Annotated in this window: 23 protein-coding genes; 14 read left to right on the top strand and 9 right to left on the bottom strand. The window is 60.7% G+C overall.

From position 1 onward, the window contains the following. Positions 1 to 14: 14 nt before the first annotated feature. Together rnhB and PY649_RS27900 are read right to left on the bottom strand one after the other, a co-directional pair. Positions 15 to 674, bottom strand: coding sequence for a ribonuclease HII (gene rnhB, locus PY649_RS27905; RefSeq protein WP_285872140.1), 660 nt, complete (start codon positions 672 to 674; stop codon positions 15 to 17). 202 nt (positions 675 to 876) lie between these two features. Further along, positions 877 to 2034 carry a PA0069 family radical SAM protein gene (locus PY649_RS27900; RefSeq protein ID WP_285872139.1) on the bottom strand — a complete coding sequence of 386 codons (1158 nt, stop codon included), beginning with the start codon at positions 2032 to 2034 and terminating at the stop codon, positions 877 to 879. A 239-nt stretch (positions 2035 to 2273) separates the two neighbouring features. Between PY649_RS27900 and PY649_RS27895 the strand changes: the two genes are divergently transcribed. Both PY649_RS27895 and PY649_RS27890 read left to right on the top strand, forming a co-directional pair. Next, a complete protein-coding gene (locus tag PY649_RS27895; RefSeq protein ID WP_285872138.1) occupies positions 2274 to 2792 on the top strand; it encodes a glycosyltransferase family protein in 519 nt (172 codons plus the stop codon). A 181-nt stretch (positions 2793 to 2973) separates the two neighbouring features. Next, the gene (locus PY649_RS27890) at positions 2974 to 3288 is read left to right on the top strand and encodes a hypothetical protein (RefSeq protein WP_285872137.1); all 315 of its coding nucleotides are present in this window, start codon (positions 2974 to 2976) and stop codon (positions 3286 to 3288) included. 43 nt (positions 3289 to 3331) lie between these two features. On the opposite strand, the gene moaB is transcribed toward PY649_RS27890, so the two are convergent. The 4 genes from moaB to PY649_RS27870 all read right to left on the bottom strand — a co-directional run bounded on the left by moaB (position 3332) and on the right by PY649_RS27870 (position 7803). Further along, complete coding sequence (gene moaB, locus PY649_RS27885) at positions 3332 to 3886, bottom strand: molybdenum cofactor biosynthesis protein B (protein ID WP_285872136.1); 555 nt, start codon at positions 3884 to 3886, stop codon at positions 3332 to 3334. Continuing rightward, positions 3886 to 4797 carry a 4-(cytidine 5'-diphospho)-2-C-methyl-D-erythritol kinase gene (locus PY649_RS27880; RefSeq protein WP_285872135.1) on the bottom strand — a complete coding sequence of 304 codons (912 nt, stop codon included), beginning with the start codon at positions 4795 to 4797 and terminating at the stop codon, positions 3886 to 3888. The genes moaB and PY649_RS27880 overlap by 1 nt, the downstream gene beginning before the upstream one ends. 8 nt (positions 4798 to 4805) lie before the next feature. Further along, positions 4806 to 6665 carry a tetratricopeptide repeat protein gene (locus PY649_RS27875; RefSeq protein WP_285872253.1) on the bottom strand — a complete coding sequence of 620 codons (1860 nt, stop codon included), beginning with the start codon at positions 6663 to 6665 and terminating at the stop codon, positions 4806 to 4808. 121 nt (positions 6666 to 6786) lie between these two features. Next, positions 6787 to 7803, bottom strand: coding sequence for a polyprenyl synthetase family protein (locus PY649_RS27870; RefSeq protein WP_285872134.1), 1017 nt, complete (start codon positions 7801 to 7803; stop codon positions 6787 to 6789). A 108-nt stretch (positions 7804 to 7911) separates the two neighbouring features. Here PY649_RS27870 and PY649_RS27865 point away from each other — a divergent pair, with 108 nt between their 5' ends. Further along, positions 7912 to 8142: a putative signal transducing protein gene (locus PY649_RS27865; RefSeq protein WP_285872132.1), complete on the top strand. Its 231-nt coding sequence runs from the start codon at positions 7912 to 7914 to the stop codon at positions 8140 to 8142. An 8-nt stretch (positions 8143 to 8150) separates the two neighbouring features. After that, entirely contained in the window at positions 8151 to 8927 is a 777-nt protein-coding gene (locus tag PY649_RS27860; RefSeq protein WP_285872131.1) for a tRNA1(Val) (adenine(37)-N6)-methyltransferase, read from the top strand. Positions 8928 to 8935: 8 nt separating this feature from the next. On the opposite strand, the gene PY649_RS27855 is transcribed toward PY649_RS27860, so the two are convergent. Beyond that, the gene (locus PY649_RS27855; protein ID WP_285872130.1) at positions 8936 to 10270 is read right to left on the bottom strand and encodes an Nramp family divalent metal transporter; all 1335 of its coding nucleotides are present in this window, start codon (positions 10268 to 10270) and stop codon (positions 8936 to 8938) included. A gap of 483 nt (positions 10271 to 10753) precedes the next feature. After that, positions 10754 to 11959, bottom strand: a complete 1206-nt coding sequence (gltS, locus tag PY649_RS27850; RefSeq protein ID WP_285872129.1) for a sodium/glutamate symporter — start codon at positions 11957 to 11959, stop codon at positions 10754 to 10756. 362 nt (positions 11960 to 12321) lie between these two features. On the opposite strand from gltS, the gene PY649_RS27845 reads away from it, so the two are divergent. The 10 genes from PY649_RS27845 to PY649_RS27800 all read left to right on the top strand — a co-directional run bounded on the left by PY649_RS27845 (position 12322) and on the right by PY649_RS27800 (position 23727). Further along, a complete protein-coding gene (locus PY649_RS27845; protein WP_432761419.1) occupies positions 12322 to 13413 on the top strand; it encodes a helix-turn-helix domain-containing protein in 1092 nt (363 codons plus the stop codon). Positions 13414 to 13606: 193 nt separating this feature from the next. Beyond that, on the top strand, positions 13607 to 14656 hold the full coding sequence (locus tag PY649_RS27840; RefSeq protein ID WP_285872127.1) for an alpha/beta hydrolase family protein: 1050 nt from the start codon (positions 13607 to 13609) through the stop codon (positions 14654 to 14656). A 188-nt stretch (positions 14657 to 14844) separates the two neighbouring features. Continuing rightward, positions 14845 to 15705, top strand: coding sequence for a S49 family peptidase (locus PY649_RS27835; protein WP_285872126.1), 861 nt, complete (start codon positions 14845 to 14847; stop codon positions 15703 to 15705). A gap of 16 nt (positions 15706 to 15721) precedes the next feature. Beyond that, a complete protein-coding gene (locus tag PY649_RS27830; RefSeq protein ID WP_285872125.1) occupies positions 15722 to 15913 on the top strand; it encodes an NfeD family protein in 192 nt (63 codons plus the stop codon). A 123-nt stretch (positions 15914 to 16036) separates the two neighbouring features. After that, on the top strand, positions 16037 to 16996 hold the full coding sequence (locus PY649_RS27825) for a glycine--tRNA ligase subunit alpha (RefSeq protein ID WP_285872124.1): 960 nt from the start codon (positions 16037 to 16039) through the stop codon (positions 16994 to 16996). 107 nt (positions 16997 to 17103) lie between these two features. Next, entirely contained in the window at positions 17104 to 17655 is a 552-nt protein-coding gene (locus tag PY649_RS27820) for a LemA family protein (RefSeq protein WP_285872123.1), read from the top strand. 83 nt (positions 17656 to 17738) lie between these two features. Then, positions 17739 to 18995, top strand: coding sequence for a 3-phosphoshikimate 1-carboxyvinyltransferase (gene aroA, locus PY649_RS27815; protein ID WP_285872122.1), 1257 nt, complete (start codon positions 17739 to 17741; stop codon positions 18993 to 18995). Between the two features lie 81 nt (positions 18996 to 19076). Continuing rightward, positions 19077 to 21017: a DUF2207 domain-containing protein gene (locus PY649_RS27810; RefSeq protein ID WP_285872121.1), complete on the top strand. Its 1941-nt coding sequence runs from the start codon at positions 19077 to 19079 to the stop codon at positions 21015 to 21017. A gap of 86 nt (positions 21018 to 21103) precedes the next feature. Further along, a complete protein-coding gene (gene glyS / locus PY649_RS27805) occupies positions 21104 to 23218 on the top strand; it encodes a glycine--tRNA ligase subunit beta (RefSeq protein ID WP_285872120.1) in 2115 nt (704 codons plus the stop codon). A gap of 14 nt (positions 23219 to 23232) precedes the next feature. After that, complete coding sequence (locus PY649_RS27800) at positions 23233 to 23727, top strand: 2-thiouracil desulfurase family protein (protein WP_285872119.1); 495 nt, start codon at positions 23233 to 23235, stop codon at positions 23725 to 23727. A gap of 76 nt (positions 23728 to 23803) precedes the next feature. Here the strand turns inward: PY649_RS27800 and PY649_RS27795 are convergent. Further along, positions 23804 to 24599, bottom strand: a 796-nt coding sequence (locus tag PY649_RS27795; RefSeq protein WP_285872118.1) for a methyl-accepting chemotaxis protein, incomplete at its 5' end; no start/stop codon positions are given.

The following is a 24599-nucleotide window of genomic DNA, read 5'->3' as shown; positions in this document are numbered from 1 at the left end:
AGCGCTGACGCCTGTCAGGCCTCGTCCCGTCGAAGCGGCCGGAAGCTCATGCGATGGAGCGAGCAGGGGCCGTGTTTTTCGATGCCGGCGCGATGCTGGGGCGTTGCGTAGCCGGCATGGGCGGCGAAGCCGTAGGCAGGGAAGACGTCGCCTGCGCGAGCCATCATGCGGTCGCGCGTCACCTTGGCGACGATCGAAGCGGCGGCGATGGAGAAGGAGCGGCTATCGCCCTTGACCACGGCTTTTCCCGGGCAGCCGAGTCCGGCGGGCACATCCAGCCCATCGGTCAGGACATAACTTGCCGGCACGGCAAGGCCGCAGATGGCGCGGCGCATGGCGTCGAGGCTCGCCTTGCGGATATCGGTGATGTCGATACGGGCAGCACTCGAGGAAGCAATGGAGACGGTCGCGGTCGCGAGGATCTCGACAAACAGCGCCTCGCGTTTGGCGGCCGAAAGCTGCTTGGAATCGTTCAATCCCTCCGGAATGCGCTCCGGGTCGAGAATGACCGCGGCCGCGACGACCGGGCCTGCAAGGGGGCCCCGTCCCACCTCATCGGCACCAGCAACGGGCCAGTGTCCGGCACGGCGGGCAATCAGCTCCAACTCAAAGGTCGGAACGATCGGCTCCACGTCAAAAAGCATGGGAGAATCGGGTGGTGTGCTGCGTGGCATGCGGCAAGCTCGCACACCACCCGATCTCCTGCAAGCCCCCGGTGGATCATGGCGGCGAACCGGGGGCTCTTCCGGCGGGCAGGGAAACCCGCGGGTAGGGGTTCAGAGCAATTCCAGGAAAAGTGCGAAGCGGTTTTCCGTCCGGAATTGCGAAAAACAAAAAGAGAGAGCGGTTCTAAGATTCCGCGAAAAGCTGAACCGCTCAGAGCAATGAAAGCTGCACGCCGCTGCCATCCGGCGGCACGAACAGGTCGTCGCGTATCGCAATGCTGCGGCGGGTGAGCTCCAGGCGCTTGGTCGCCATTTCGAAACGGCGGCTGATCTGCCATGCATAAGGACCTGCACCCTTCATGCGTTTGCCGAACTCGGCGTCATAATCCTTGCCGCCGCGCATCGAGCGGATCAGCGACATCACATGACGGTATCGATCCGGATAGTTCTGCAGCAGCCAGTCGCGGAAGAGCGGGCTGACCTCCAGCGGCAGGCGCAGGATGACATAGCTCGCCTCCATCGCGCCGGCGGCCTTGCCGGCATCGAGGATGCGCTCAATCTCATGATCGTTGAGGGCGGGGATGATCGGCGCGACCATCACAGCGGTCTGGATACCGGCCTCGCTGAGCGCGCGGATCGCCTCCAGGCGCCGCTGGGGCGTGGCAGCGCGCGGTTCCATGGTGCGCGCCAGCTTGCGGTCGAGGGTCGTCACCGAGATACCGACTCGCACAAGGCTCTTGGCCGCCATCTCCTTCAAGATGTCGATATCGCGCATGATCAGTGCCGACTTGGTGACGATCGCGACCGGATGGTTCGCCTTGTTCAGCACTTCGAGAATTTGGCGCATGATCCGCCATTCCTTCTCGATCGGCTGATAGGGATCGGTATTGGTGCCGATGGCTATGACGCGCGGCTTGTAGCCCGGCTTGGCCAGTTCTCGTTCCAGCAGTCGCGCAGCATCGGGTTTGGCAAAGAGCTTCGATTCGAAATCGAGCCCTGCCGACAGGCCCATATAGGCATGTGTCGGCCGTGCGAAACAATAGATGCAGCCATGCTCACAGCCGCGATAGGGGTTGATGGAACGATCGAAGGGGATATCGGGAGACTCGTTGCGCGTGATCGCCGTGCGCGGTTTTTCCACCTGCACTTCGGTTTTGAACGGCGGCAGCTCTTCCAGCGTCTGCCAGCCGTCATCGAATGTCTCACGCCGCAGCGGCTCGAACCGGCCGCTCGGGTTCAGCCCGGCGCCGCGACCGCGCCTGCGATCGATCTCGACTCTGAGACCGGTGTCGGCGATCAAAGCATTGGCAACATCTGCCGTATTGGCAGGCGCAAATGCGGCCTGCCCTGCAAGGGACTGCTCGTTCATCGGTAACTCCGGGGCGGTTTGTGGTATGGCACGCCGCGTCTAAGATGATTAAATTCCTATCCGACAAATGAGAACATTGCAAGAACAAAAATGCGGAATTGAGCTCCGCCGCCCAATGTACCGGGGCATGCGCGCAAGGTTGAAGGGCATTTTTGAGCTGCGCATAAGCCCTATCTAAACCTTGTAGTTTGAGGGGTTATGCGCTGGCAATAAATTGTGCGGCGCTTTATAAATGGGCAATGTTAACGGTAATCATTGAATGCCAGGATCAGGAATCTGAGCTGGCGCAGACATTGACGGTATTGGTGGCGGGCGCGATCGAAGGTCTTGTGTGCGACGTCGTCGTACTCGACCACGGCTCGCGTGACGGTACTTCGCACGTCGCTGACGCGGCCGGCTGCCGCTTCTATTCGCAGTGGGATATCAAGGACATATTGCGTTCGGCTCGTGGCGAGTGGCTACTGTTCGTCGAGCCGGGGGCGCGTCCGCAGGCGGGCTGGATCGATGAGATCGCCGAATATGTCTCGCTCAATAAGACGCCGGCTCGCTTCACCGCTTCGCGCGGCTATCGCCGCCCTTTGCTGCAGCGCATCGGCCGCAGCGTGCCGCCGCTGGAATTGGGCTTGCTTCTCTCCAAAGGCCAGGCCGTTGCCGCCGCCAAAACGGGTATGCGGCTTGCCGAGTTCGCGAAGGGCCAGAAAAGCCGCCAACTGTCCAGCGAACTGATTCCCTCTTGGGTCGCGCGCGCGGCACGGTAGCGTGGCTGTGTGAGCAATCCAGATTCCATTTGAAAATAAGACAATAGATGTCATAATTTTCCTATGGCGGCACCTCTCGCGTGTCGCGTCGGGCGGCCGACCATGAAGATGCCGGTATGCGGCAGAGCAGGTCAGCAGAACTCTCCTCTTCTGCCGGGTTTCCGGCGAAAGGAGGTGCGTCATGGGACGCACGATGTTCTGCCGCCTCATCGGAACGGCCCTTTTGGCAACGGCAATCCTTCATCCGGGTTCAGCGGCCTCGCAGGCGATGCTCGCTTGTGCCCAGCGAGTCGATATTGTCGCTTTCCTTGATGCGGAATATTCCGAAAAGCTCTCGGCCATTGGTCAGCTTGACCCGAAGAGGATCGTCGAAATCTTCGCCGCCGAAAGCGGCAGTTGGACCATGATGATCACCGATGTCTCTGGTCGGAGCTGCGTCATTCTCAGCGGCCAGAATTGGGAATCAATTCCTGTTTTGCCGGGATCGAAGGCATAAGGTTTGGAAAAGTCGAGGAATATTCCTCGTTGAGGCGCCAATCTTATTTTGAGCCGGCGCCACGCTTCAAATGTTCGTCGAGCCGCGGCATGATCTCCACAAAATTGCAGGGTATGTGTCGGTAATCGAGCTGCGCCTTCAAGATGCCGTCCCAGGCATCTTTGCAGGCGCCCGGAGAGCCGGGCAGCACGAAGATGAAAGTGGCGTTGGCGACACCGCCAGTTGCCCGCGACTGGATCGTTGCCGTGCCGATCTTGTCGTAGGAGATGCGATGGAACACCTCGGAAAACCCGTCCATCCGCTTTTCGAACAAGGGTTCCAGCGCTTCTGGTGTAACGTCTCGGCCGGTAAAGCCGGTACCGCCGGTGGTGATGACGACGTCGATGGTTTCGTCGTGCGTCCAGGCTTCCACCTGGCTTCGGATACGCTCCTTGTCGTCGGGAACGATGGCGCGGGCGGCCAGCCTATGGCCGGCTTCCGCGATGCGGCCAACCAATGTGTCGCCGGATTTGTCATCGGCGAGCGTCCGTGTGTCGGAAACTGTCAGCACGGCGATACCGACTGGGATGAAAGGCCTTGCGTCACTTGAACCGGCCATCATGCGCCTCCCCTTATCGTTTCTGTCGCCTGGAAATACCAGTCCGGCCTTAACCTGTGAAGTGATGCCGCCGCAGCCTTCGCCTGCTCGAGATGATCGAACAGGCCAAAGCAGGTGGCGCCGGAGCCAGACATGCGCGCGGCGACCGCGCCTTGGCTTTCGATCAATTGCGAGAGCGTGGCGATCTCGTTGCAGAGCGTCCGCGCCGGCGGCTCCAGATCGTTGCGCAGCCTCTTGATCGCCTCGATCCATTGTGCGTGGTCGTTCGGCATCTGCGAAGAAAGCGCGAGCGGCGGATTGTCCTTCCGGGCGAGCCGGCGAAACACCTCCGGCGTCGAAACGCCGACGAGGGGATTGCCGAGCACCATGGCGAAAGACGGAAAGTTCGGTAGCAGTTTGATGGTTTCGCCAATGCCGCGCGCGATCAGCGGCCGGCTGACGAGGCACATCGGCACATCGGCACCGAGTTTCAGCGCAATCCCCATCACCGCGTCGGAAGGCAGGGCAAGCCGCCAGATCCGCATCAGCCCCCGGAGGGTCGCTGCCGCATCCGCTGAGCCGCCGCCGATACCGGAGGCGACCGGCAGGTTCTTTTCGAGATGGATATAGACCGGCGGTGCCTCGAAACCCGCGGCATGAGCCTCCTGTCGCAAGAGATCGCGCGCTTGCAGCACCAGATTGCCGCCGGCATCCGCCTCGGCAAGAAGAGGGGAGAAGCGCCCGGAAAGGCTGAACTTATCGTACTCGCTCGTCCGAAAACCGAGGCGATCGCAGTGCCGCGTGAAGGTTACCAGCATGTCGAGCAGGTGGTAGCCATCGACCCGCAGTCCCGTCACATGCAGGGCCAAGTTGATCTTGGCGGGCGCTTCCTCCAAGAAGTCGAAATCGCCCGCTGACAAGACCACGCTCATTGAAGGTCTTAGGACTTCTTGTCGGCTGGCGGCGGCGTGGTCGTGTTCGGTGCCGGCGTTACCGCCGGAGCCGGATCAGGCAGCTTGGTCTTGTCGACCGTCCTTGGGTCGGTGTCGAGCGCCGGCAGACCGTTGGCGATCTTTTCCTTGATCCTCGGAATATCCGCATCCTCTGGCTTCGACGCCAGCGCACGGTTCCACTGGTAGACCGCTTCCAGCTTGCGGTTCACACGCCAGTAGGCGTCGCCCAGGTGGTCGTTGATCGTCGGATCGCCCGCCTTAAGCTGAGCGGCGCGCTCCAGCTCGTTCACCGCATCGTCGAAGCGGTTGAGGCGGAAATAGGCCCAGCCGAGCGAGTCGACGATATAGCCATCATCCGGCTTCAGATCGACGGCCTTCTTGATCATGTCCAGGCCCTGGTCGAGATTCATGTTCATGTCGACCCAGGAATAGCCGAGATAGTTCAGGACTTGCGGCTGGTCGGGGTTCAGCTCCAGGGCTTTCTTGAAGTTCGGCTCGGCCTTGTCCCACTTCTTCAGCCGCTCATAGGCGATACCGCGCTGGAAGAACACGGCCCAGTCGCCACGATTCGGCACAGAGCCGATAACCTGCACGGCCTTGTCATAGTTGTCAGCCATGCCCTGGAAGTCCTTGGCGTCCGAGAGAACGCTGCCATATGCAAGATAGCTGCGGATATCGTTCGGGTCGGAATCGATCAGCGCCTTCAGATGCTTGCGCGCATCATCGACCTTGCCGGCCTGGGCGAGCGCAAGGCCGAGCTGCAGCTCGGAGATGCGGGCCATCGGCGAATCATTGGGGACCTTCTTGTAGAGGGCGATGGCACGGTCGATCTGCTCCTGCTTTTCGGCAAGTCCCCCAAGCAGAACCAGCGTGTCGGCGCTCCTGGGATCGAGTGTGTTGGCGATCTGTAGATAAAGCGAGACGACGTCTTCGGCGCCATCACGGTTGAGCGCCGCGCCAATGGTAAAGAGCACCGAGGCTGCACCCTGCGCGGTGTCGGTCACCTCCTGATCAGGCACTTGACCCTTGTTGATGCTGTCGCGCAGCGCGTTCAGCGGTGCGTAATTATTGATGAGGTTGTCGCCGACCGAAACGGCATCCAGCGCCTTCTGCTTGTCTCCGGCCTTGGCTTCAAGCGCCGCAAGCGCCATCACAGCGCGCATGAATGTATCGGGAGCGGTTGCTCCGCCCGCCTTGTCGAGGATGGCGTCGTTCAGATGCGAGCGGGCGGACTTCGTATCACCGATGGTGATGGCAATCGCGCCGGCATGGTAGTTCTTGAAGATGTTGAACCAGTCCGGTCCTTTCATCTTGTCGACCATGCCGATCGCTTCTTTGCCATGGCCGGAGCCGGCACGGGCCCAGGCGAGCAGAAGACTGTTCATCATCCGATCGAGATCGTTCGGACCATCATATTTGAGAATGTCCTGCGCGGCCTTGTATTCATGCCGACGGATGGCGTCCATGCCGCGTACGATTGTGGTGACGCGTTCGACCGAGGAATCGTTCTTCAGCTCGTTGGCGTATTTCACGCCCTCTTCGAGATTGCCGTTGAGCAGCAGCGAAATCATCAGTCGCTGACGGATCTCCGGATTGCCCGGCTCGATCATCAGCGCCTTCTTATAGAGCGAAATCGCGGTGTCGTAGTCATGGTCAACATCGGCGGTGCGGGCAGCAAGGAAGGCGCCTGCGAAGGTGTCGACGCCTTCCGCGTCGAAGGTCACTGGGGCACTGGCCTCCGGCGTTGCCGGAGCATCCTCGGCGCGCGCGCTGTTCAGCGCCGACATCGAAAGGATCGCCGCCAGGGCTGCGCCCGAGAGGAAACGAATGGCAAGTCTCTGCCGCATTAGAAAGCCTTTCATCAAGGGATTGCCGGTGAGCGTGCCGGCGGCACAATCGTTCATGTCAATGATTCACAACAGGATGGCTTTTTTGAAGCGGTCCTGCAAGAAATTCGGCCGGCTGCGATTAGTTCACGCGTTCGATGCAGAAATCGATCACTTCCATGAGAGCGGATTTCCACGGCGTTTCCGGTAGCGGCGCCAGTGCGTCGCGGGCGATGGTGCCATAGTGAACGGCGCGGGCGATGGTGTCGGTGAGCGCCCCATATTTGGTGATCAGACCGAGTGCCTTTTCCAGGTTCTCGTCACTATTGTTTCCGGCCTCGATGGCGTTGCGCCAGAATGCGCGCTCCTTTTCGGTGCCGCGGCGATAGGCGAGAATGACGGGAAGGGTGATCTTGCCTTCGCGGAAATCATCGCCGACATTCTTGCCGAGATCGGCGGCCTTGCCACCGTAATCCAGCGCATCGTCGACCAATTGGAAGGCGAGGCCAAGATTGGTGCCGTAGGACTTCAAAGCGTTACGCTCGGCCTTGCCGGCATTGGCAACGATCGGGCCGACTTCGGCGGCCGCGGCGAAAAGCGCTGCTGTCTTGGCGCGGATGACGGAGAGGTAATCGTCTTCGGTGGTCTCCATGTTCTTGGAGACGGAGAGCTGCAGCACCTCGCCCTCGGCGATGACGCAGGCAGCCGATGAAAGAACGTCGAGCGCCTCCAGCGAACCGACCTCGACCATCATGCGGAAAGCCTGGCCGAGCAGGAAGTCGCCAACCAGAACACTTGCCTGATTGCCCCAGATCATGCGGGCCGTGGACTTCCCGCGGCGCAAATCGCTTTCGTCCACCACGTCATCGTGCAACAATGTCGCGGTGTGCAGAAATTCGACCGATGTCGCGAGCTTGATGTGGTTGTCACCTTGATAGCCGTAGAGCGCGGCGGAGGAGATGGTCAGCATCGGCCGCAGGCGCTTGCCGCCGGAAGAGATCAGATGCTCGGCAACTTCCGGGATCATCTGCACATCGGAGCCGGCTTTCGACAGGATCAGCTGGTTGACGCGCTCCATATCCGCCTTGGTCAGATCCACCAAGGGCTTGATGGATGCCAGTTTATTCTTGCTTTCTTCAAGCGGTATCACGACGCCCAACGATCCGGACTCCTGTTCATTTTCTGCAAAGCACAATAAGAAGGGGCGAAAGAGGCGGCAAGAGGCGATTTGTCTCGTCTCGCAAATTTGACAGGAAACCCAAGGCTTATGCACGAGTTGATCCGCACCAATGATCCCGTTCTCCTCTCCTTCGCCGAGAGCCTGATGAAGGACGCGGGAATTCATTGCTTCATCGCGGATCAGGGCATGAGCATTCTCGAAGGCTCGCTCGGCATGCTGCCACGCCGCTTTCTGGTCGATGACGAGCGTGCCGATCAGGCCCGGCGCATTCTGACCGACGCCGGCCTCGGCGACGAGTTGCGTCCGGTGCGCAACTGAGGTCCGCCATGGCCGACAACCTTTCCGAGACCATCGATGCCTTCCATCGCGGCGCGTTCCATATCGTCCAGCCAAGGGGCAGGGGCCATCGTTCCGGCATGGACGCCATGTTGCTTGCGGCGCTGGTGGCTGATGAGCGCGCCATCAGGGTGGCCGACCTCGGCGCAGGCGCTGGGGCGGCCGGCATGGCTGTGGCCTCCCGGCTGGAGCAGGCGAAGGTGGTGCTGTTCGAGCGCTCGCCGGAAATGGCCGAATTTGCGCGCAAGAGCCTGGTGCTTCCGGAAAATGCCCGTTTCGCCGACCGTGTCGCTGTTGTCGAAGCCGATGTGAGCCTGACCGGAAATGCGCGCAATGACGCCGGTCTCATCGATGACAGCTTTCATCATGTCATCATGAACCCACCTTTCAACGATGCCAGCGACCGGTTGACGCCGGATGCGTTGAAAGCGCAGGCCCACGCCATGACCGACGGCCTGTTCGAAAGCTGGGTGCGAACGGCGGGCGCGATCATGATCCCGGGCGGGCAACTGTCGCTGATCGCCCGGCCGCAATCGATCGGCGAGATCATCGCCGCCTGCGGCCGCCGTTTCGGCGGCATCGAGATCACGCCCATCCATCCGCGCGAGCGTGAAAATGCCGTTCGCATCCTGGTGACGGCGATCAAGGGCTCACGCGCACGGCTGGCGCTTCGGGCGCCGCTGATCATGCACGGCGAGGGAACGCACAAATTCTCCGACTTTGTCGATGACCTCAATAATGGCCGCGCCGCCTATTCCCGGAAGTAAAGCACGCTTTAAAACGCGTCGAAGATCAGCTTGATGTTCAGAACGGCGATGATGACGGCGATAATATAGGCGACGGTACTCAGCCAGCGCGGTGCGACCAGCTCGCCCATCTTGGTCTTGTCGGCAGTGAACATGACCAGCGGGAAGACAGCGAAGGAAAGTTGCAGGCTGAGCACGACCTGGGTCAGGATCAGCAATTCCGCCGTGCCGGAGTCCCCGAACCAGATGGTGACGATCCCGGCGGGCATGATCGCCAGCCCGCGCGTCACGAGGCGTCGCAGCCAGGGTTTCACCTTCAGCCGCAGAAAACCTTCCATGACGATCTGCCCGGCAAGTGTCGCCGTTACCGTCGAGTTGAGGCCGCAACAGAGAAGCGCGATCCCGAACAGCGTCGGCGCGATCGCCAGGCCCAGAAGAGGCGCAAGCAGCGATTCGGCTTGGGCGAGCTCCACCACATCGGTATGGCCGCGCGCGTGAAACGCCGCCCCGGCGAGAATGAGGATGGAGGCGTTGATGAGCAGCGCAAAGGTCAGCGCCACGGTCGAATCGATCGTGGCATAGGTCAGCGCCTCTTTCTTTTCCGGCAGCGTATGACCGAAAGCGCGGGTCTGCACGATGCCGGAATGCAGATAGAGATTGTGCGGCATGACCGTCGCGCCGAGGATGCCGAGCGCGAGATAGAGCATGTTGGGATCCCTGACGATCGCCGTCGTCGGGAAAAAGCCCTTGATGACCTCGCCCCAATTGGGATCGGCGAGGAAGACCTGAATGCCGAAACAGAAGGCGATGACACCGAGCAAGGTGATGATCAGCGCTTCCACCCAGCGAAAGCCCAGGCGCTGCAGGAAAAGGATGAGAAACACATCGAATGCGGTGACCAGCACGCCGAATTCGAGCGGCAGCCCGAAGACCAGATTGAGGCCGATGGCGGTGCCGACGACTTCTGCGATATCCGTCGCGATGATGGCGATTTCCGCCATCGCCCAGAGCGGCACGGAGACGAAGCGCGGAAAGGCATCTCGGCATGCTTGCGCTAGGTCGCGGCCGGTAGCGATCGCTAGCCGTGCGCAGAGCGCCTGCAGCACCACCGCCATGATGTTGGACAACAGCGCGACGGTGAGCAGCGCATAGCCGAATCTCGATCCGCCCGCGAGCGAGGTCGCCCAGTTGCCTGGGTCCATGTAGCCGACAGCGACGAGATAGCCCGGACCGGCGAAGGCGGCGATGCGGCGCAGCGTCGAGCCGCCCTTGGCGGTTTCGACGGAGCGGTAGACATCGGAAAGAGTGCCCTCTTGCCGATCGTGACGCCAGCCAGCATCGGGCTCGGGTTTCATGATATCCATAGGGATTCCGCAGGCTTCGATCCTGCAAGAGGTAAGCGGTTTAGAATGATAATGCAATTCATTCGCAACAAGAGAAACCATTCCCGGCCACATTCGCCGCGGCTGTGACTTTCGTGCAATCCACGATAACGGAGGAAAATTCGCGATAACGAATTTGCTCGATATCAGGCGGACGAGCCTTCAATCTGATTTAGAAAAGAGTGTTGGAACGTTTTTTTATATCGGGCGTTATTTTTGGTCGTTCTATCCGAATCCTCACCGAGAGCCGAAATGCGGCTGAGCGGCGGAGATGATCAAGATGAATCCCGCCATGAATATGATGCCGATGTTGATGTGCGGCACGGTGGAAGCCACCTGATCCGTCGGGCAGCCGCAATCCCGGAATAACAAGCAGACCTCCATCTGCCTCTGGCCGCCCGCAAGGGCGGCCCTTTTTTGTTCGCTGACGGGCTTAGCCGTGGACTACAGATGACGCAGGATCAATCACCGAACAAGGAACCCAAGCACGGCTGCGTTTGCCAGATCGATGAAGAATGCGGAGACGAGCGGCAGAATGATGAAGGCGATGGTTGCTGCCCCATGAGTTTTGGTCACCGCCGTCATGTTGGCGATTGCAGTCGGGGTCGCTCCAAGCGAGATACCAAAGAAGCCTGCAGAAATCACCGCCGCATCATACGTACGGCCCATCGCGGGGAACACAACGAACAGGACATAAACGACGACCGCAATCGTCTGCACGACGAGGACGATCACAAGCGCTAAGCCGAGTCCGCTGAGAGCCCACAACTGCATGCTCATCAGCGACATTGCGAGAAAGACGTTCAACGAGAGATCGGAGATGAGCGAAAGCGCTCGCGTGCGTGTCGGCCAAGGGAGGCGCGGTGCGAGCAGCGGAACGGTGTTCGTCATCACGATCGCGACCAGTAGGCAGACGACGAACAGCGGAAGATTGACGCCAGCCTCCACGATGATCTCATGCAAGGCGTACCCGATGAGAATGGCGATATTGGTCACGAGCAAGGCTCGCAGCAGGCTGACATAGCTGACATCATCTTCATGGCTGCTTTCTGCAGCGCGCGATACACCGATCACCAATTCTTCCGTGGCGGGGCCGCTCAGGCCATAGCGTTTGATCAGGAATTGCGCGGTCGGTCCACCGATGAGGCTGGCGATAACAAGGCCAAGCGTTGCGCTGGCAATGCCGATTTCAAGCGCATTCGTCAGTCCGAAACGGCTGGTGATAATCGGCGCCCAGGCAATCGTCGTGCCGTGACCGCCGATCAGCGACGTGGAGCCGAGCAAGATTGCCATGCCATCTGGGAGGCCGAGTATGTCGCTGACTCCGATGGCGATTACGTTCTGGATGACCAGAAATACAAGCGTGATAGCCAACAAGATAAGAAATGGCTTGCCTCCAGCCAGGAGGTCGGAGAGCCTGGCGTTGAGGCCCACCCCGGTGAAGAAATAGAGAAGAAGCATGTCGCGTGCGGCGAGCGTAAAACTGATCTCCAAACCGAAGAACTCATACGCGACCAGCGTTATCAGGGCGGCGAGCAGGCCACCAGTCACCGCTTCGGGTATGCTCCACCGAGCAAGAACGGGAATGAAACGGTTGAGGTTTGCACCAGCGAAGAACACGAGGATTGCAATGGTGAACGATAGCAGTCCCGGGATCTGCATTACCGACATGGACCACCTTCACCTTGGTTGCAGCCGAACGCACCTTTGTTCGTCACCTTGACATGCGCCAGACGAATAGACGAGCGGAAAAGAGGCTCGGTACTCTCGTTCAAGAGCATTAAAGTGGCCGTACATCGGCGCGCAATTGAACGTGGCACCCTGGGGGCCGAATTCGGTGATTGCCAGTGTCTAGGGCAACGGCCGCCGTTGGCCGCGATTGGCGCAGGAGCGGTCATCGCGCACGTTGCATGATTCGCTATTGTGCGACGGTGCGAAACCGGCGAAACAAGTGTCGCTTTAATCGGTATTTTTTGCGAATTCCAGATGGCGCACGGATACGACCAAGAGACCTTACGTGATAATGGTCATCCATGCCTTCGATACCGCTGCCGTTCGTTGTTTCCCTTCTTCTTTGCCTGATCCTTGTGCGGATGATCCGACAGGGAGAGCGAAAGCTTGGGCTGTTTCCGCTACTCGTCGCAACCCTCGCCGTTCAAGCGATTTTGTCGGGACTGAACTGGAACGCTGGTTGGTATTCGGCACGAATTATCCAGCCCATCGGCGCGGCGGTGGTGCCAGCGCTGTGCTTCGCAGCTTTCGATCAGCTTCGTCGCAATAGCGTTGCAAGGCCCTTAGACCTGTTGCTGCATCTGATACCGGTGAGTCTCGTTGCGGCTCTGGTTGTCTTCTGGCGCGCGCCAATCGATGTCGCTCTTTTTGCGATCTATCTTGGATACGGTATTGCGCTCCTGCGCGTTGCGCGACAGGGGCCGGGCGCACTTGCCGCCGTGCGTATCAGCGATGAGTGGACCGCGCATAAGGCGCTCGTCGCGGTAGCGATTTTGCTTGTTATGACGGCCTTTATTGACGCAGCGGTGTCGCTCGACCTCTCCTTTGCTAACGGTCAGCAGGCCCGAACGCTCCTGACCGTTGCGAGCGTGCTGTGGTTGACCGTTGCAGGTTATGCCGCGACGGTCGCAGACGATACTCGCCCCCAAACGGAACCCAACGCTCCGGAGCGGAGCGTCGTCTTGGCCGCTCCTGAAGCTCTATCTTCTCTTCCATCCTCTTCAGGCAGCGAGGAGGACGCAGCCATAGTGCAGCGGATCGATGCCCTGATGAGCGCGCAACATCTCTATCGCGACCCCGACCTGACGTTGGAACGCCTCGCGCGGCGCGTTGGCATACCTGCGCGGCAGATTTCTGGCGCTCTGAACCGAGTTCACGGTCGCAACGTCTCTCAGATCGTGAACGAGTACAGGGTCGATGATGCGAAGCGACGGCTGGTCGCCACGCGAGATCCGGTGACGGTCATCATGCTGGAATCGGGTTTTGGCACGAAGTCGAACTTCAATCGCGAGTTCCTGCGCATCATGGGCATGACCCCCAGCGCCTATCGCCGCGTCGGTAGCGAAACACCTGCTGCACCTGAGGGGCAGGCTGAGGCCCCCGTCTCTTCCTAATTCTCCGCCTCGGGCAACAATCATCGCACGAAACGACCTAAATCACGATCTCGGACGTCCAAGATCGCGTTCGAGGGCGAGTCGGTCTGTTTTCCCGCCGATCTTAAGCCTGAGCATACGCCGCCCCAATCCGCCATCAATCCGAGTGCGGCAGAGAAGGTATGTCGAGGATAAAGACGGCAAGAGGAAAACAATGAAATTCTTGATGATAATTGCGCTTATGCTTTGCGTCATCGTGATAACGGAGCAGTCAGCCTCTGCTAGCGAAAATGTCGGCGTGCGTCAGATTGCGGCTCCCTCCAAGGAGCGGGGCAGCGATCTCGCCGTGACTGTTTGGTATCCGGCAGACTCAGGTGGCAAACCCGTCTCGCTTGGTGAGAGCCTCTTTTTTGTGGGGACGCCCGCCATGTTCGACGCGCCAATCGCACACGGAAAATTTCCCCTGGTATTGCTTTCTCATGGCGCTGGATTGGCAGGAAACGCACAAGCCTTGAGCTGGATTGCTATGCCCTTGGCGAAGCAGGGGTTCGTTGTGGCCGCTCCCACCCATCCCGGAAATGCGGGTGCAAATCGATCCGCAGCGGAAACGATGAAGCTTTGGTTGAGGCCAGCGGATATCACCGAGACCCTGAACGCGATGAGCAAAAGCGCCTTTTTTAAAGAGCACCTTGAACTTAGCGAGGTAGGAGTGCTCGGGCTTTCAATGGGCGGCAGCACGGCACTTGCAATAGCGGGCGCTCGCATCGACCCCAAGCGCTTGGCAAGCTATTGCGATACGGACGCGCTCAATGCTTCGCTTTGTGAATGGGTCAAGCAAAGCGGCGTCGATTTACATGCCATGGACATGGCGTTGGCCGGTCGCGACAATGAAGATGCGCGCATCAGGTTTGCGATGGCGATTGATCCCGCACCCGTCGATGTCTTTGAATTCAACACCTTTTCCCGAATTTCAGTTCCTGTTGATCTCGTAAATCTAGGCCAACCCGGAAAGATCCCTCAGACCGTGCAGGCTACCAAGATTGCAGAAGCCATTCCACATGCGACGTATTCCACGATCGAAGATGCGAGCCACTTCAGCATGTTTCCCGAATGCAAGCCCGGTGCAGCCGAGATCGCTGAATCCGAAAAGATAGGTGATCCGATCTGCTCGGATGGCGGAGGACGCTCACGTAACGAAATCCACACGCGGCTGATCGACATGGTCGTTGCTGCTTTCGCTCGCGCGCTGAAACCAAGCCCCTAAGCTGAGCCTGGCGAAGCGAGCTGCCGCGGCGCGAAAGCCAGTCCTCTCGTCTTCCTCATCCTCTCTTCATGTTGACGAAAACTATGCCGGCTGAAGGAATCCGGGCGCGAAATGCAATGATTGATGTTGCGTTTGCCGTTTCCATGCATACATCACCTGCAGCAAACATCATGAATCAGGAACGACGAATGGCTGGATTTTTCAGGCGCATGCTTCCGAAGCGATTTCGCAAGGATTTAATGGTTGTTCCTGTCGTCCGGCTGAGCGGCGTCATCGCGTCCGGCGGCGGGCCTCTCCGGCAGTCGCTGAACCTTGCGGGTGTCTCACTGGCGCTGGAAAGGGCCTTCAGTATGAAGGCTGCCCCGGCCGTTGCGATCGTCATCAATTCGCCGGGCGGTTCGCCGGTGCAATCGCGGATGATCTATAATCGCATCCGCGATCTTGCTCGTGAGAAACAGAAGAAGGTGCTGGTCTTCGTCGAAGATGTCGCGGCATCCGGCGGTTACATGATCGCGCTCGCCGGCGACGAGATCATTGCCGATGCCACCTCCATCGTCGGTTCCATCGGCGTCGTCTCCGGCGGGTTCGGTTTTCCGGAGCTCTTGAAGAAGCTCGGGGTCGAGCGTCGCGTCTATACCGCCGGCGAAAACAAGGTGATCCTCGATCCGTTCCAGCCGGAGAAGGAAAAGGACATCGAATATCTGAAGAGCCTGCAACTAGAAATCCACAAGGTTTTCATCGACATGGTGCGCGAGCGTCGGGCGGGTAAACTTGCCAGCGACGAGGACGTGTTTTCCGGCCTCTTCTGGACCGGCGGGCGCGGTCTGGAACTCGGCCTGATCGACGGGCTCGGCGATATGCGCCAGGAACTGAGGAAGCGTTTCGGCGACAAGGTCAAGCTCGAGCTGGTCACCACGCCGCGCAGCCTCTTCGGCCGCCGTGCGCCCGGCATTTCCCTTTCGGGCATGGACGGCATCGGCGCCGGCCTTGCCTCCGGACTTGCAGAGGTGGCAGAGGAAAAGGCATTGTGGGGGCGGTACGGATTGTAACCGGGAGTGCCGCGAGATGCCGCAGATCATCTTCTTCATCGTCGCCGTCGGCGGTATTTGGTTTCTTTATCGACGCTTCGTGCGCGACGCCCAAAAACTCACCGAGAAATCCCGCCGTGCCGAAAGCGAACGGCGCACTGGCGCTATCGGAACGCTGGTAAAGGACCCGAAGACAGGGGAATATCGGGTGAAACGGGATGATGAATAGCCCCAGATAGCCGGCGGAAACAGGAAAGGTGACCGCGACGGTTTGGCGCGAAAGCCTTGACCCTCCCGTCCTGCCGTGGCACCTGTCCGCCAAACAATCCATTACCTGAAGAAATCGATCTCCATGACCGCGACCCCGCCCGACAATATGAATCCGAAGCGCTCGTTCCAGGCGCTGATCCTGACCCTGCACAATTACTGGGCTGACAAGGGTTGCGCGGTTCTGCAACCCTACGACATGGAAGTCGGCGCCGGCACGTTCCATCCGGCGACCACGCTGCGCGCGCTCGGCCCGAAGCCGTGGAAGGCTGCCTATGTGCAGCCATCCCGCCGGCCATCGGACGGGCGTTACGGCGAAAACCCCAATCGCATGCAGCACTATTACCAATATCAGGTCATTCTGAAGCCGAACCCGCCGAACCTGCAGGAGCTTTACCTCGGCTCGCTCGCAGCGATAGGCCTCGATCCATTGGTGCATGATATCCGCTTCGTCGAGGATGATTGGGAAAGCCCGACACTTGGCGCCTGGGGTCTTGGTTGGGAATGCTGGTGCGACGGTATGGAAGTGTCGCAGTTCACCTATTTCCAGCAGATCTGCGGCATCGAATGCGCACCGGTCGCCGGCGAATTGACCTATGGGCTCGAACGTCTGGCAACCTATGTCCAGGGCGTCGACAGTGTCTACGATCTGAATTTCAACGGTCTCGAAGGCGACGAGAAGATCACCTACGGTGATGTCTTCCTGCAGGCAGAGCAGGAATATTCCCGGCATAATTTCGAGTACGCCAACACCGAGATGCTGCACCGCCACTTCATCGACGCGGAGAGGGAATGCCGGGCGCTGCTCGCTGCCGGTGCGCCGGGCGACAATGCCAACCAACTCCTGCATAAATGCGTCTTCCCGGCTTACGACCAGTGCATCAAGGCCAGCCACGTCTTCAACCTGCTGGACGCCCGCGGCGTGATTTCGGTCACCGAACGGCAGAGCTATATCCTGCGCGTGCGCACGCTGGCGAAAGCCTGCGGCGAAGCTTTCCTGCTGACGGATGCAGGCGGGGCGAACTGGGACAAGCAGGCGGCTTGAGGTACATTTCGCGTCTCTAAGGTATTGGCCTGACGGCGAAAAGCGGATGACAATATCCGCGAAGCCACATAGTCTCCCCGCGGTTACATTCGCCACGGGGGTTCGCGATGTATATTATTTTGGCGGTCATCATCCTGGCCGCGCTTTATGTCGTTTTCATCTATAACGGTCTCGTTCGCGCCAGACAGGTAGCGGAGGAGGCCTGGTCCGGCATTGACGTGCAGTTGAAGCGCCGCGCCGATTTGATCCCTAATCTGATCGAAACCGTGAAGGGTTACGCTGCCCACGAGCGGCAGACTTTGGAAGAGGTCGTGGAACTGCGCAACAAGGCGCAGGCCGTGCCGCCAGGCGATGTCGCCGCGCGCGGCCAGGTCGAAGGCCTGCTTTCGCAAGCCCTCGGCCGTGTGATCGCACTTGCCGAAGCCTATCCCGATCTGAAAGCCAATACGAATTTCCTCGAATTGCAGCGCTCTCTCGAAGGTATCGAGGACGAAATCCAGATGTCGCGGCGCTATTACAACGGCGCAGCCCGCGATCTGAACGTCAAGGTCGAGAGCTTTCCCAACAACCTTCTCGCGGGTTCCTTCGGTTTCACCAAGCGTGCCTTCTTCGAAATCACCAATGAGGCCGATCGCGCCGTTCCATCCGTCAAGTTCTGAGAATTCGGCTATCGGTTTTGCATTCCAGGCGGTAAAGGAAGCCACAGGCCATTGGCCGCTTTCCTGATTGACCAAAGAGATTGATGATGGGTAGAGCCAAACTCACGATTATCCCCCCCGGCAAGCCGCTTGTTGGACGCGCCATGCCGCCGGGATCGAAGTCGATCACCAACCGCGCGCTGCTGCTCGCAGGCCTCGCCAAGGGAACCAGCCGCCTGACCGGCGCGCTGAAGAGCGACGACACGCGCTATATGGCCGAGGCGCTGCGGGCCATGGGAGTCACGATCGATGAGCCCGACAACACCACGTTCATCGTCACCGGCAGCAGCAAGCTCAAATCGCCCGCTGCGCCTCTGTTTCTCGGCAACGCCGGCACCGCAACGCGCTTCCTGACGGCTGCCGCCGCGCTCGTCGACGGCAAGGTGGTGGTCGATGGTGACGCCCATATGCGCAAGCGGCCGATCGGCCCGCTGGTCGACGCTCTGCGCTCCCTCGGCATCGACGCGACCGCCGAGACCGGCTGCCCGCCCGTGACCGTCAACGGTACTGGTCGCTTCGAGGCGAGCCGGGTGCAGATCGATGGCGGCCTCTCCAGCCAATATGTTTCCGCCCTTTTGATGATGGCCGCCGGCGGCGACCGCCCGGTCGATATTGAGCTGCTCGGCGAGCATATCGGCGCGCTCGGCTATATCGATCTCACAGTCGCCGCAATGCGCGCCTTCGGCGCCAGGGTCGAGCGCACGAGCCCGGTGACCTGGCGCGTCGAGCCGACCGGCTACCATGCGACCGACTTTCTCATCGAACCCGACGCGTCGGCCGCGACCTATCTCTGGGCGGCGGAAGTGCTGACCGGCGGCAAGATCGATCTCGGCACGCCGGCAACCGAATTCTCGCAGCCGGACGCCCGCGCCTACGACATGATCTCGCAGTTTCCGCATCTGCCTCCCGTCATCGACGGATCGCAGATGCAGGATGCCATTCCGACGCTCGCCGTGCTGGCCGCCTTCAACGAAACGCCGGTGCGTTTCGTCGGTATCGCCAATCTCCGCGTCAAGGAGTGCGATCGCGTCCGTGCGCTGTCGAGCGGCCTGTCGCGCATCGTTCCCGGCCTCGGCACCGAGGAAGGCGACGACCTGATCGTCGCATCCGACCCTAGCCTTGCCGGCAAGACCCTGCCGGCCGAGATCGACAGCTTTGCCGATCACCGCATCGCGATGAGCTTCGCACTTGCCGGGCTTAAAATTGGCGGCATCACGATCCTTGATCCCGATTGCGTCGCCAAGACCTTTCCGGCCTACTGGGATGTCCTTGCGTCACTGGGGGTTGCCTACCGCGACTAATACAGCCCAAAGGGCAGGCGGATAAAGATTTCAGCATTGCGGCGCCCTGAACAGAGTGCCGTCGGATCACATGGGGGTGTGATGACGCGTTGGCTTTCCGGACTCTTTGCCGCCTTGCTACTGCTGTTTTCCGCATCAATCGCGTCGGCCGCCGAAGTCATCAACGCCTTCGATCAGGCGATTATCCCCAATCGCGACGGCTCGATGCGGGTCGCCGAGACGATTGTGGTGAATGCGGAAGGCCGCGCCATCCGTCGCGGTATATTCCGGGATTTTCCGCTGACTTTTGTTGATTCCGCAGGCCGCCAGGCGCAGGTGGATTTTGACGTTGTCTCTGTCGAACGCGACGGGGCGCCGGAGGATTGGCGCAAGGAACGCATCGAAGGTGGGGAGCGCATCTATATCGGAAATGCCGATCGGATCATAAGCCGCGGTCCGCACACCTTCCGCATCACCTATAACACTAACAGACAGATCCGTTATTTTGACGATCACGACGAGCTCTATTGGAACGTCACCGGCAATGGCTGGCAATTCCCGATCCTTCGCGCTTCGGCCACGGTTATATTGCCGGATGGCGTAAAGCCGCTCCAGCTTGCCTATTATACCGGCCCGATCGGGGCGACGGGCCAGGACGCGAGCACCAGCACGCAGGCGGACAAGATCTCCTTCGTCACGACGCGGCCCCTGGCCCCAGGCGAGGGCCTGACGATCGCCATCAAGCTGCCGAAGGGCGCGATCGCGGCGCCGAGCAGCAGCCAGCAATGGCGCTGGTTCATCACCGACCATCTCGACGCGATCATCGCCGTCGGCGGCTTGGTTTTGGTGTTCGCCTACTATCTCCGCAGTTGGATCGCCGTCGGGCGCGATCCCCCGCGGGGCGTGATGGTTCCGCGCTGGGATCCGCCCGATGGTATATCGCCGGCCTTGGTCAACTATATCGACAACAGAGGTTTTTCCGGTGCGGGATGGACGGCTCTGTCGGCAACCGCGATCGATCTTGCTGTGCGCGGCTATGTCGTCCTCGACGATTTGAAGAACAGGGTCGTCATCCGCCCGACTGGTAAAGCAGGCAGCAATCTCAGCGGCGGCGACAAGGTGCTCATGCAGGCCGTCGGGCCATTCTCCCCGCTAGTCATCGACAGGGAAAATGGCGAGGCGGTGCAGCAGCTCGGCTCGAAATTCCGCAGCGCCATCGAGCGCGACCATCGCGGCGAATATTACAAGGCCAATTCGCTCTATGTCATTGCCGGCATTGCCCTCTCGGTGCTGATCCTGGCTGCTATCGTTATCTTCGGCCGCCTGCATGAAAATGCGCTGCCGCTCATCGTGGTGCCGGGCTTCCTCTCGATCGTCGTCACTGTCCTTGCCGGCGCGATAGGTCGGACATTCCTTCGCCATGATGCCGGTCTGGGACGGCGCATCTTTTCCGTGCTGGTCTTCGCCTTCATCGGCTTCGTCATGGTGTCGGCCATCGCCAGTGTTTTCGCGGCGGTCGTGGTGCCGCTGATGGAAGCGGGTGAGCTGCCGCTGGTGGCGGGCATCGTCGGCATCGTCGCCCTCAATGTCGTGTTCTTCTTCCTGATGGGAGCGCCGACACCGCTCGGGCGGAAGATGACGGATGGCATCGATGGCCTGAGGCAATATCTGACGCTTGCCGAACGTGACCGGATGAACATGGAGGGTGCGCCGCAGATGTCGCCGCAGCACTTCGAGAAACTGCTGCCCTATGCGGTTGCCCTCGGCGTCGAAAAGCCCTGGTCACGCGCTTTCGAAGCCTGGCTGGCCACAGCCGCCGGAGCGGCCGTAGCGGCCTATGCGCCAGTCTGGTATTCCGGCGATTTCCGCTCCGGCAATATCGGCGGCACGATCGGCGATTTCTCCTCCTCCATGGCATCCACCATCGCTTCTACCATTCCAGCACCGGTATCGACCTCTTCCTCCGCATTTTCCGGAGGAGGCGGTGGTGGCGGAGGCTTCTCCGGCGGCGGGGGAGGAGGCGGTGGCGGCGGCGGGTGGTAAATTCGCGGTTTGCCTTGGTGACTTTTGCTGCCGGGCTTGCTAAGTCCGCCCGGACCCTTTTTGCCTCAACATAAAAGACAGTTCTCATGCCCGATCTCCTTCTCGAACTCCGCTCCGAGGAAATTCCCGCCCGCATGCAGCGCAAGGCTGCCGGCGATCTGAAGAAGCTCGTCACCGACGCGCTGGTCGAGGCCGGTCTTTCCTATGAGGGTGCGCGCGAATATTGGACACCGCGGCGCCTGACGCTGGATATTCGCGGCCTGACCGCCCGTTCCGCCGATGTGCGCGAGGAGCGCAAGGGACCGCGCACCGACGCCAATGAAAAGGCGATCGACGGTTTTCTGCGCGGCGCCGGCCTGTCTTCCATCTCGGAAGCGCAGGTGCAAAGCGACCCGAAGAAGGGCGATTTTTACGTTGCGGTCATTTCCAAGCCCGGCCGCGCCGCTGAGGAAATCATCGCGGACGTCATGCCGGGGATCATCAAGGATTTTCCCTGGCCGAAATCGATGCGTTGGGGCAAGGCGTCAGCCAAGCCCGGCTCGCTGCGCTGGGTGCGCCCGCTACAGTCGATCGTCTGCATGTTCGGCACGGAACATGAAGAAACCGCCGTCATCCCTTTCGAGATCGACGGCATCGTCGCTTCGAACGTGACCTATGGCCACCGTTTCCACGCGCCGCAGGCGATTATCGTCAAGCGCTTCGATGACTACGCAGCCAGCCTGGAAAAGGCGAAGGTCATTCTCGATGCCGAACGCCGCAAGGACATCATCCTGCATGATGCCCGCGATATCGCCTTTGCCAACGGCCTGGAACTGGTCGAGGATGAGGGTCTGCTGGAAGAGGTTTCCGGCTTGGTGGAATGGCCACAGGTGCTGATGGGCTCCTTCGAAGAGGATTACCTGTCGATCCCGTCCGAGATCATCCGTCTGACGATCAAGACCAATCAGAAGTGCTTCGTCACCCGCCCGCAGGTCGGCGAGACGCTTTCCAACCGTTTCATCCTTGTGGCCAATATCCAGGCGACGGACGGCGGCAAGGAGATCATCCATGGTAACGGCAAGGTCGTGCGCGCCCGTCTTTCCGACGCGCTGCATTTCTGGAAGCGCGACCAAGGCGATCTGCCGGACCTTGAAACACTGGAAGCCTCGGCCGCAAAATTCGGCCTCGACCTGAAGAAGCCGCTCGACCAGCGCATGGCGAAGCTCGACACGCTGAACGTCACTTTCCACGCCAAGCTCGGCAGCCAGGGCGAACGCGTTTCCCGCATTCGTGCTTTGGCCGCGGACCTCGCCAAGATCACCGGCGCCGATCTGGCAAAGGTCGATCGTGCCGCCGTGCTCGCCAAGGCCGATCTGCGCACCGAAGCTGTGGGCGAATTCCCGGAACTGCAGGGCCTGATGGGCCGTAAATATGCGGTGCTGCAAGGCGAAGACGCTTCCGTCGCCGCTGCGATCGAGGATCACTACAAGCCTCAAGGCCCATCCGACCGCGTGCCGGAGGACAAGGTGGCGATCACCGTCGCGCTGTCCGACAAGCTGGATACGCTCGTTGGTTTCTGGGCGATCGATGAGAAGCCGACCGGCTCGAAGGACCCTTACGCGCTGCGCCGTGCGGCTTTGGGCGTTGTGAGAATCCTGCTCGAACGCAAGGTTCGGCTGCCGCTGTTGGCAACGACGAAAGACGTCGACCTGCTCGCCTTCTTCCACGATCGCCTGAAGGTCTATCTCCGCGATCAGGGCGCCCGCTACGACCTCATCGACTCCGTGCTGACGCCGGAAGCCGACGACCTGTTGATGGTCGCCCGTCGTGTCGAGGCACTGACCGCTTTCATCACCTCCGAAGACGGCAAGAACCTGCTCGCCGGCACCAAGCGCGCGACGCAGCTTCTCGCCGCCGAGGAAAAGAAGGGCACCGTGATCGCTGATGGCGTTTCGGAAGCGCTATTGAAGCTTGATGTGGAAAAGGACCTCTTCGCCGCCATCAAGGCGGCCTCCGCCGAGGCGTCCGATGCGATCGCCAAAGAAGATTTCCGCTCGGCCATGGCGGCCCTTTCGAAGCTGCGCGCGCCGGTCGACCGCTTCTTCGAGGATGTCCTTGTCAACGACGAAGACGCCGCCATCCGCGCCAACCGTTTGGCGCTGCTGCGCCTGATCCGCGAGGCAACGGGCACGGTCGCGGATTTCTCGAAGATTTCGGGGTAAGGCATGGAGGCGCGATGACTGGAAAAATCCTCGTCAGCGCCTGCCTCATGGGCCACGCCATCCGTTATGACGGCCGTTCCAAGCCACTCATCCACCCAGCCATCGACCGCTGGCGCGAAGAGGGGCGGCTGGTCACAATCTGTCCGGAAATGTCTGCCGGCATGGTCGTGCCGCGACCGCCGGCCGAAATTGCGAATGGCGCCACCGGCGCGGATGTGCTCGCCGGCACGGCACGCGTGATGGAGATCACCGGCGGCGATGTCACGGCCGAGTTTCGTCAGGCGGCTGAAAATGCCTTGGCGCTCGCACAGGAAACCGGCTGCCAATACGCTCTTCTGATCGACGGCAGCCCGTCCTGCGGTTCCGGCTTCATCTATGATGGCACCTTCTCCGGCGGGCGGCACGCAGGCCATGGCGTTACGGCTGCACTACTGAAACAGGCGGGCATCGAAGTCTATTCCGATCGCGAAATCGATATATTGGCCGCGCGGATTGCGGCCGCCAGCTGAGCTTCTCGAACATCCCGACAAAGCAAAACCGCCGGGTTTGCGCCCGGCGGTTCGGTGTGCCTGTTGCGTTGCGGCTTTAAGCGGCGCGACGGTTTTGTGCGAGCGGGCGGCCGTCGTTGACGCGGAAGCCGCGGATGAGCCCGAGCAGGTCCTCGGTGTCGGCGGCGAGCGTTTCGGCGGACGCCGTGGTTTCTTCCGCCATGGCGGCGTTCTGCTGCGTGGCGGCATCGAGCTGGTTCATCGACGAGGAGATCGAGCGCAGCGTCGTGTCCTGTTCGGAGGCGCTGTGGGCGATCTTCGAGACGATCTCGTTGGCGGCCTTGATCTGGTCGGAGATGCGCTTCAAGGCTTCACCGGCTTCGCCGACCAGGCGGACACCCTCGTCGACCTGACCGGAGGAGCGGGCGATCTGATCCTTGATCTCCTTGGCGGCGGCCGCCGAGCGCTGCGCCAGTTCGCGCACTTCCTGGGCGACGACGGCAAAACCCTTGCCGGATTCGCCGGCCCGGGCCGCCTCGACGCCGGCATTCAGTGCCAGAAGGTTGGTCTGGAAGGCGATCTCGTCGATGACGCCGATGATCTTGCCGATCTCCTCGGATGATTTTTCGATGCCGCTCATCGCTTCGATTGCCTGGGCGACGACGGCGTCGGAGCGCGAGGCTTCGGTCGAGACCGCATGCACGCGCTTGCTGGCCTCATGCGCGCCTTCGGCGGTCTGGCGCACGGCAACGGTAAGCTCGTCAAGCGCGGCGGAGGTTTCCTCCAGGCTGGCAGCCTGGCGCTCGGTGCGCTGCGACAGCTCGTTGGAGGCGCGGCGGATCTCTTCCTTGGAGACGCCGATGTCGTTGCCCTTGGCATTGACCCGGCCCATG

This window comes from Rhizobium mayense, from assembly GCF_030272705.1.
GTDB classification, from domain to species: domain Bacteria; phylum Pseudomonadota; class Alphaproteobacteria; order Rhizobiales; family Rhizobiaceae; genus Rhizobium; species Rhizobium mayense.
Note: the sequence above shows the minus strand (reverse complement) of the source record. Positions and strands in the feature narration are given on the sequence as shown.

Coding starts and splice junctions, on each gene's coding strand:
- rnhB (WP_285872140.1), bottom strand. CDS start 674: ATGCCACGCAGCACACCACCCGATTCTCCCATGCTTTTTGACGTGGAG.
- PY649_RS27900 (WP_285872139.1), bottom strand. CDS start 2,034: ATGAACGAGCAGTCCCTTGCAGGGCAGGCCGCATTTGCGCCTGCCAAT.
- PY649_RS27895 (WP_285872138.1), top strand. CDS start 2,274: ATGTTAACGGTAATCATTGAATGCCAGGATCAGGAATCTGAGCTGGCG.
- PY649_RS27890 (WP_285872137.1), top strand. CDS start 2,974: ATGGGACGCACGATGTTCTGCCGCCTCATCGGAACGGCCCTTTTGGCA.
- moaB (WP_285872136.1), bottom strand. CDS start 3,886: ATGGCCGGTTCAAGTGACGCAAGGCCTTTCATCCCAGTCGGTATCGCC.
- PY649_RS27880 (WP_285872135.1), bottom strand. CDS start 4,797: ATGAGCGTGGTCTTGTCAGCGGGCGATTTCGACTTCTTGGAGGAAGCG.
- PY649_RS27875 (WP_285872253.1), bottom strand. CDS start 6,665: ATGCGGCAGAGACTTGCCATTCGTTTCCTCTCGGGCGCAGCCCTGGCG.
- PY649_RS27865 (WP_285872132.1), top strand. CDS start 7,912: ATGCACGAGTTGATCCGCACCAATGATCCCGTTCTCCTCTCCTTCGCC.
- PY649_RS27860 (WP_285872131.1), top strand. CDS start 8,151: ATGGCCGACAACCTTTCCGAGACCATCGATGCCTTCCATCGCGGCGCG.
- PY649_RS27855 (WP_285872130.1), bottom strand. CDS start 10,270: ATGGATATCATGAAACCCGAGCCCGATGCTGGCTGGCGTCACGATCGG.
- gltS (WP_285872129.1), bottom strand. CDS start 11,959: ATGTCGGTAATGCAGATCCCGGGACTGCTATCGTTCACCATTGCAATC.
- PY649_RS27845 (WP_432761419.1), top strand. CDS start 12,322: ATGCCTTCGATACCGCTGCCGTTCGTTGTTTCCCTTCTTCTTTGCCTG.
- PY649_RS27840 (WP_285872127.1), top strand. CDS start 13,607: ATGAAATTCTTGATGATAATTGCGCTTATGCTTTGCGTCATCGTGATA.
- PY649_RS27835 (WP_285872126.1), top strand. CDS start 14,845: ATGGCTGGATTTTTCAGGCGCATGCTTCCGAAGCGATTTCGCAAGGAT.
- PY649_RS27830 (WP_285872125.1), top strand. CDS start 15,722: ATGCCGCAGATCATCTTCTTCATCGTCGCCGTCGGCGGTATTTGGTTT.
- PY649_RS27825 (WP_285872124.1), top strand. CDS start 16,037: ATGACCGCGACCCCGCCCGACAATATGAATCCGAAGCGCTCGTTCCAG.
- PY649_RS27820 (WP_285872123.1), top strand. CDS start 17,104: ATGTATATTATTTTGGCGGTCATCATCCTGGCCGCGCTTTATGTCGTT.
- aroA (WP_285872122.1), top strand. CDS start 17,739: ATGATGGGTAGAGCCAAACTCACGATTATCCCCCCCGGCAAGCCGCTT.
- PY649_RS27810 (WP_285872121.1), top strand. CDS start 19,077: ATGACGCGTTGGCTTTCCGGACTCTTTGCCGCCTTGCTACTGCTGTTT.
- glyS (WP_285872120.1), top strand. CDS start 21,104: ATGCCCGATCTCCTTCTCGAACTCCGCTCCGAGGAAATTCCCGCCCGC.
- PY649_RS27800 (WP_285872119.1), top strand. CDS start 23,233: ATGACTGGAAAAATCCTCGTCAGCGCCTGCCTCATGGGCCACGCCATC.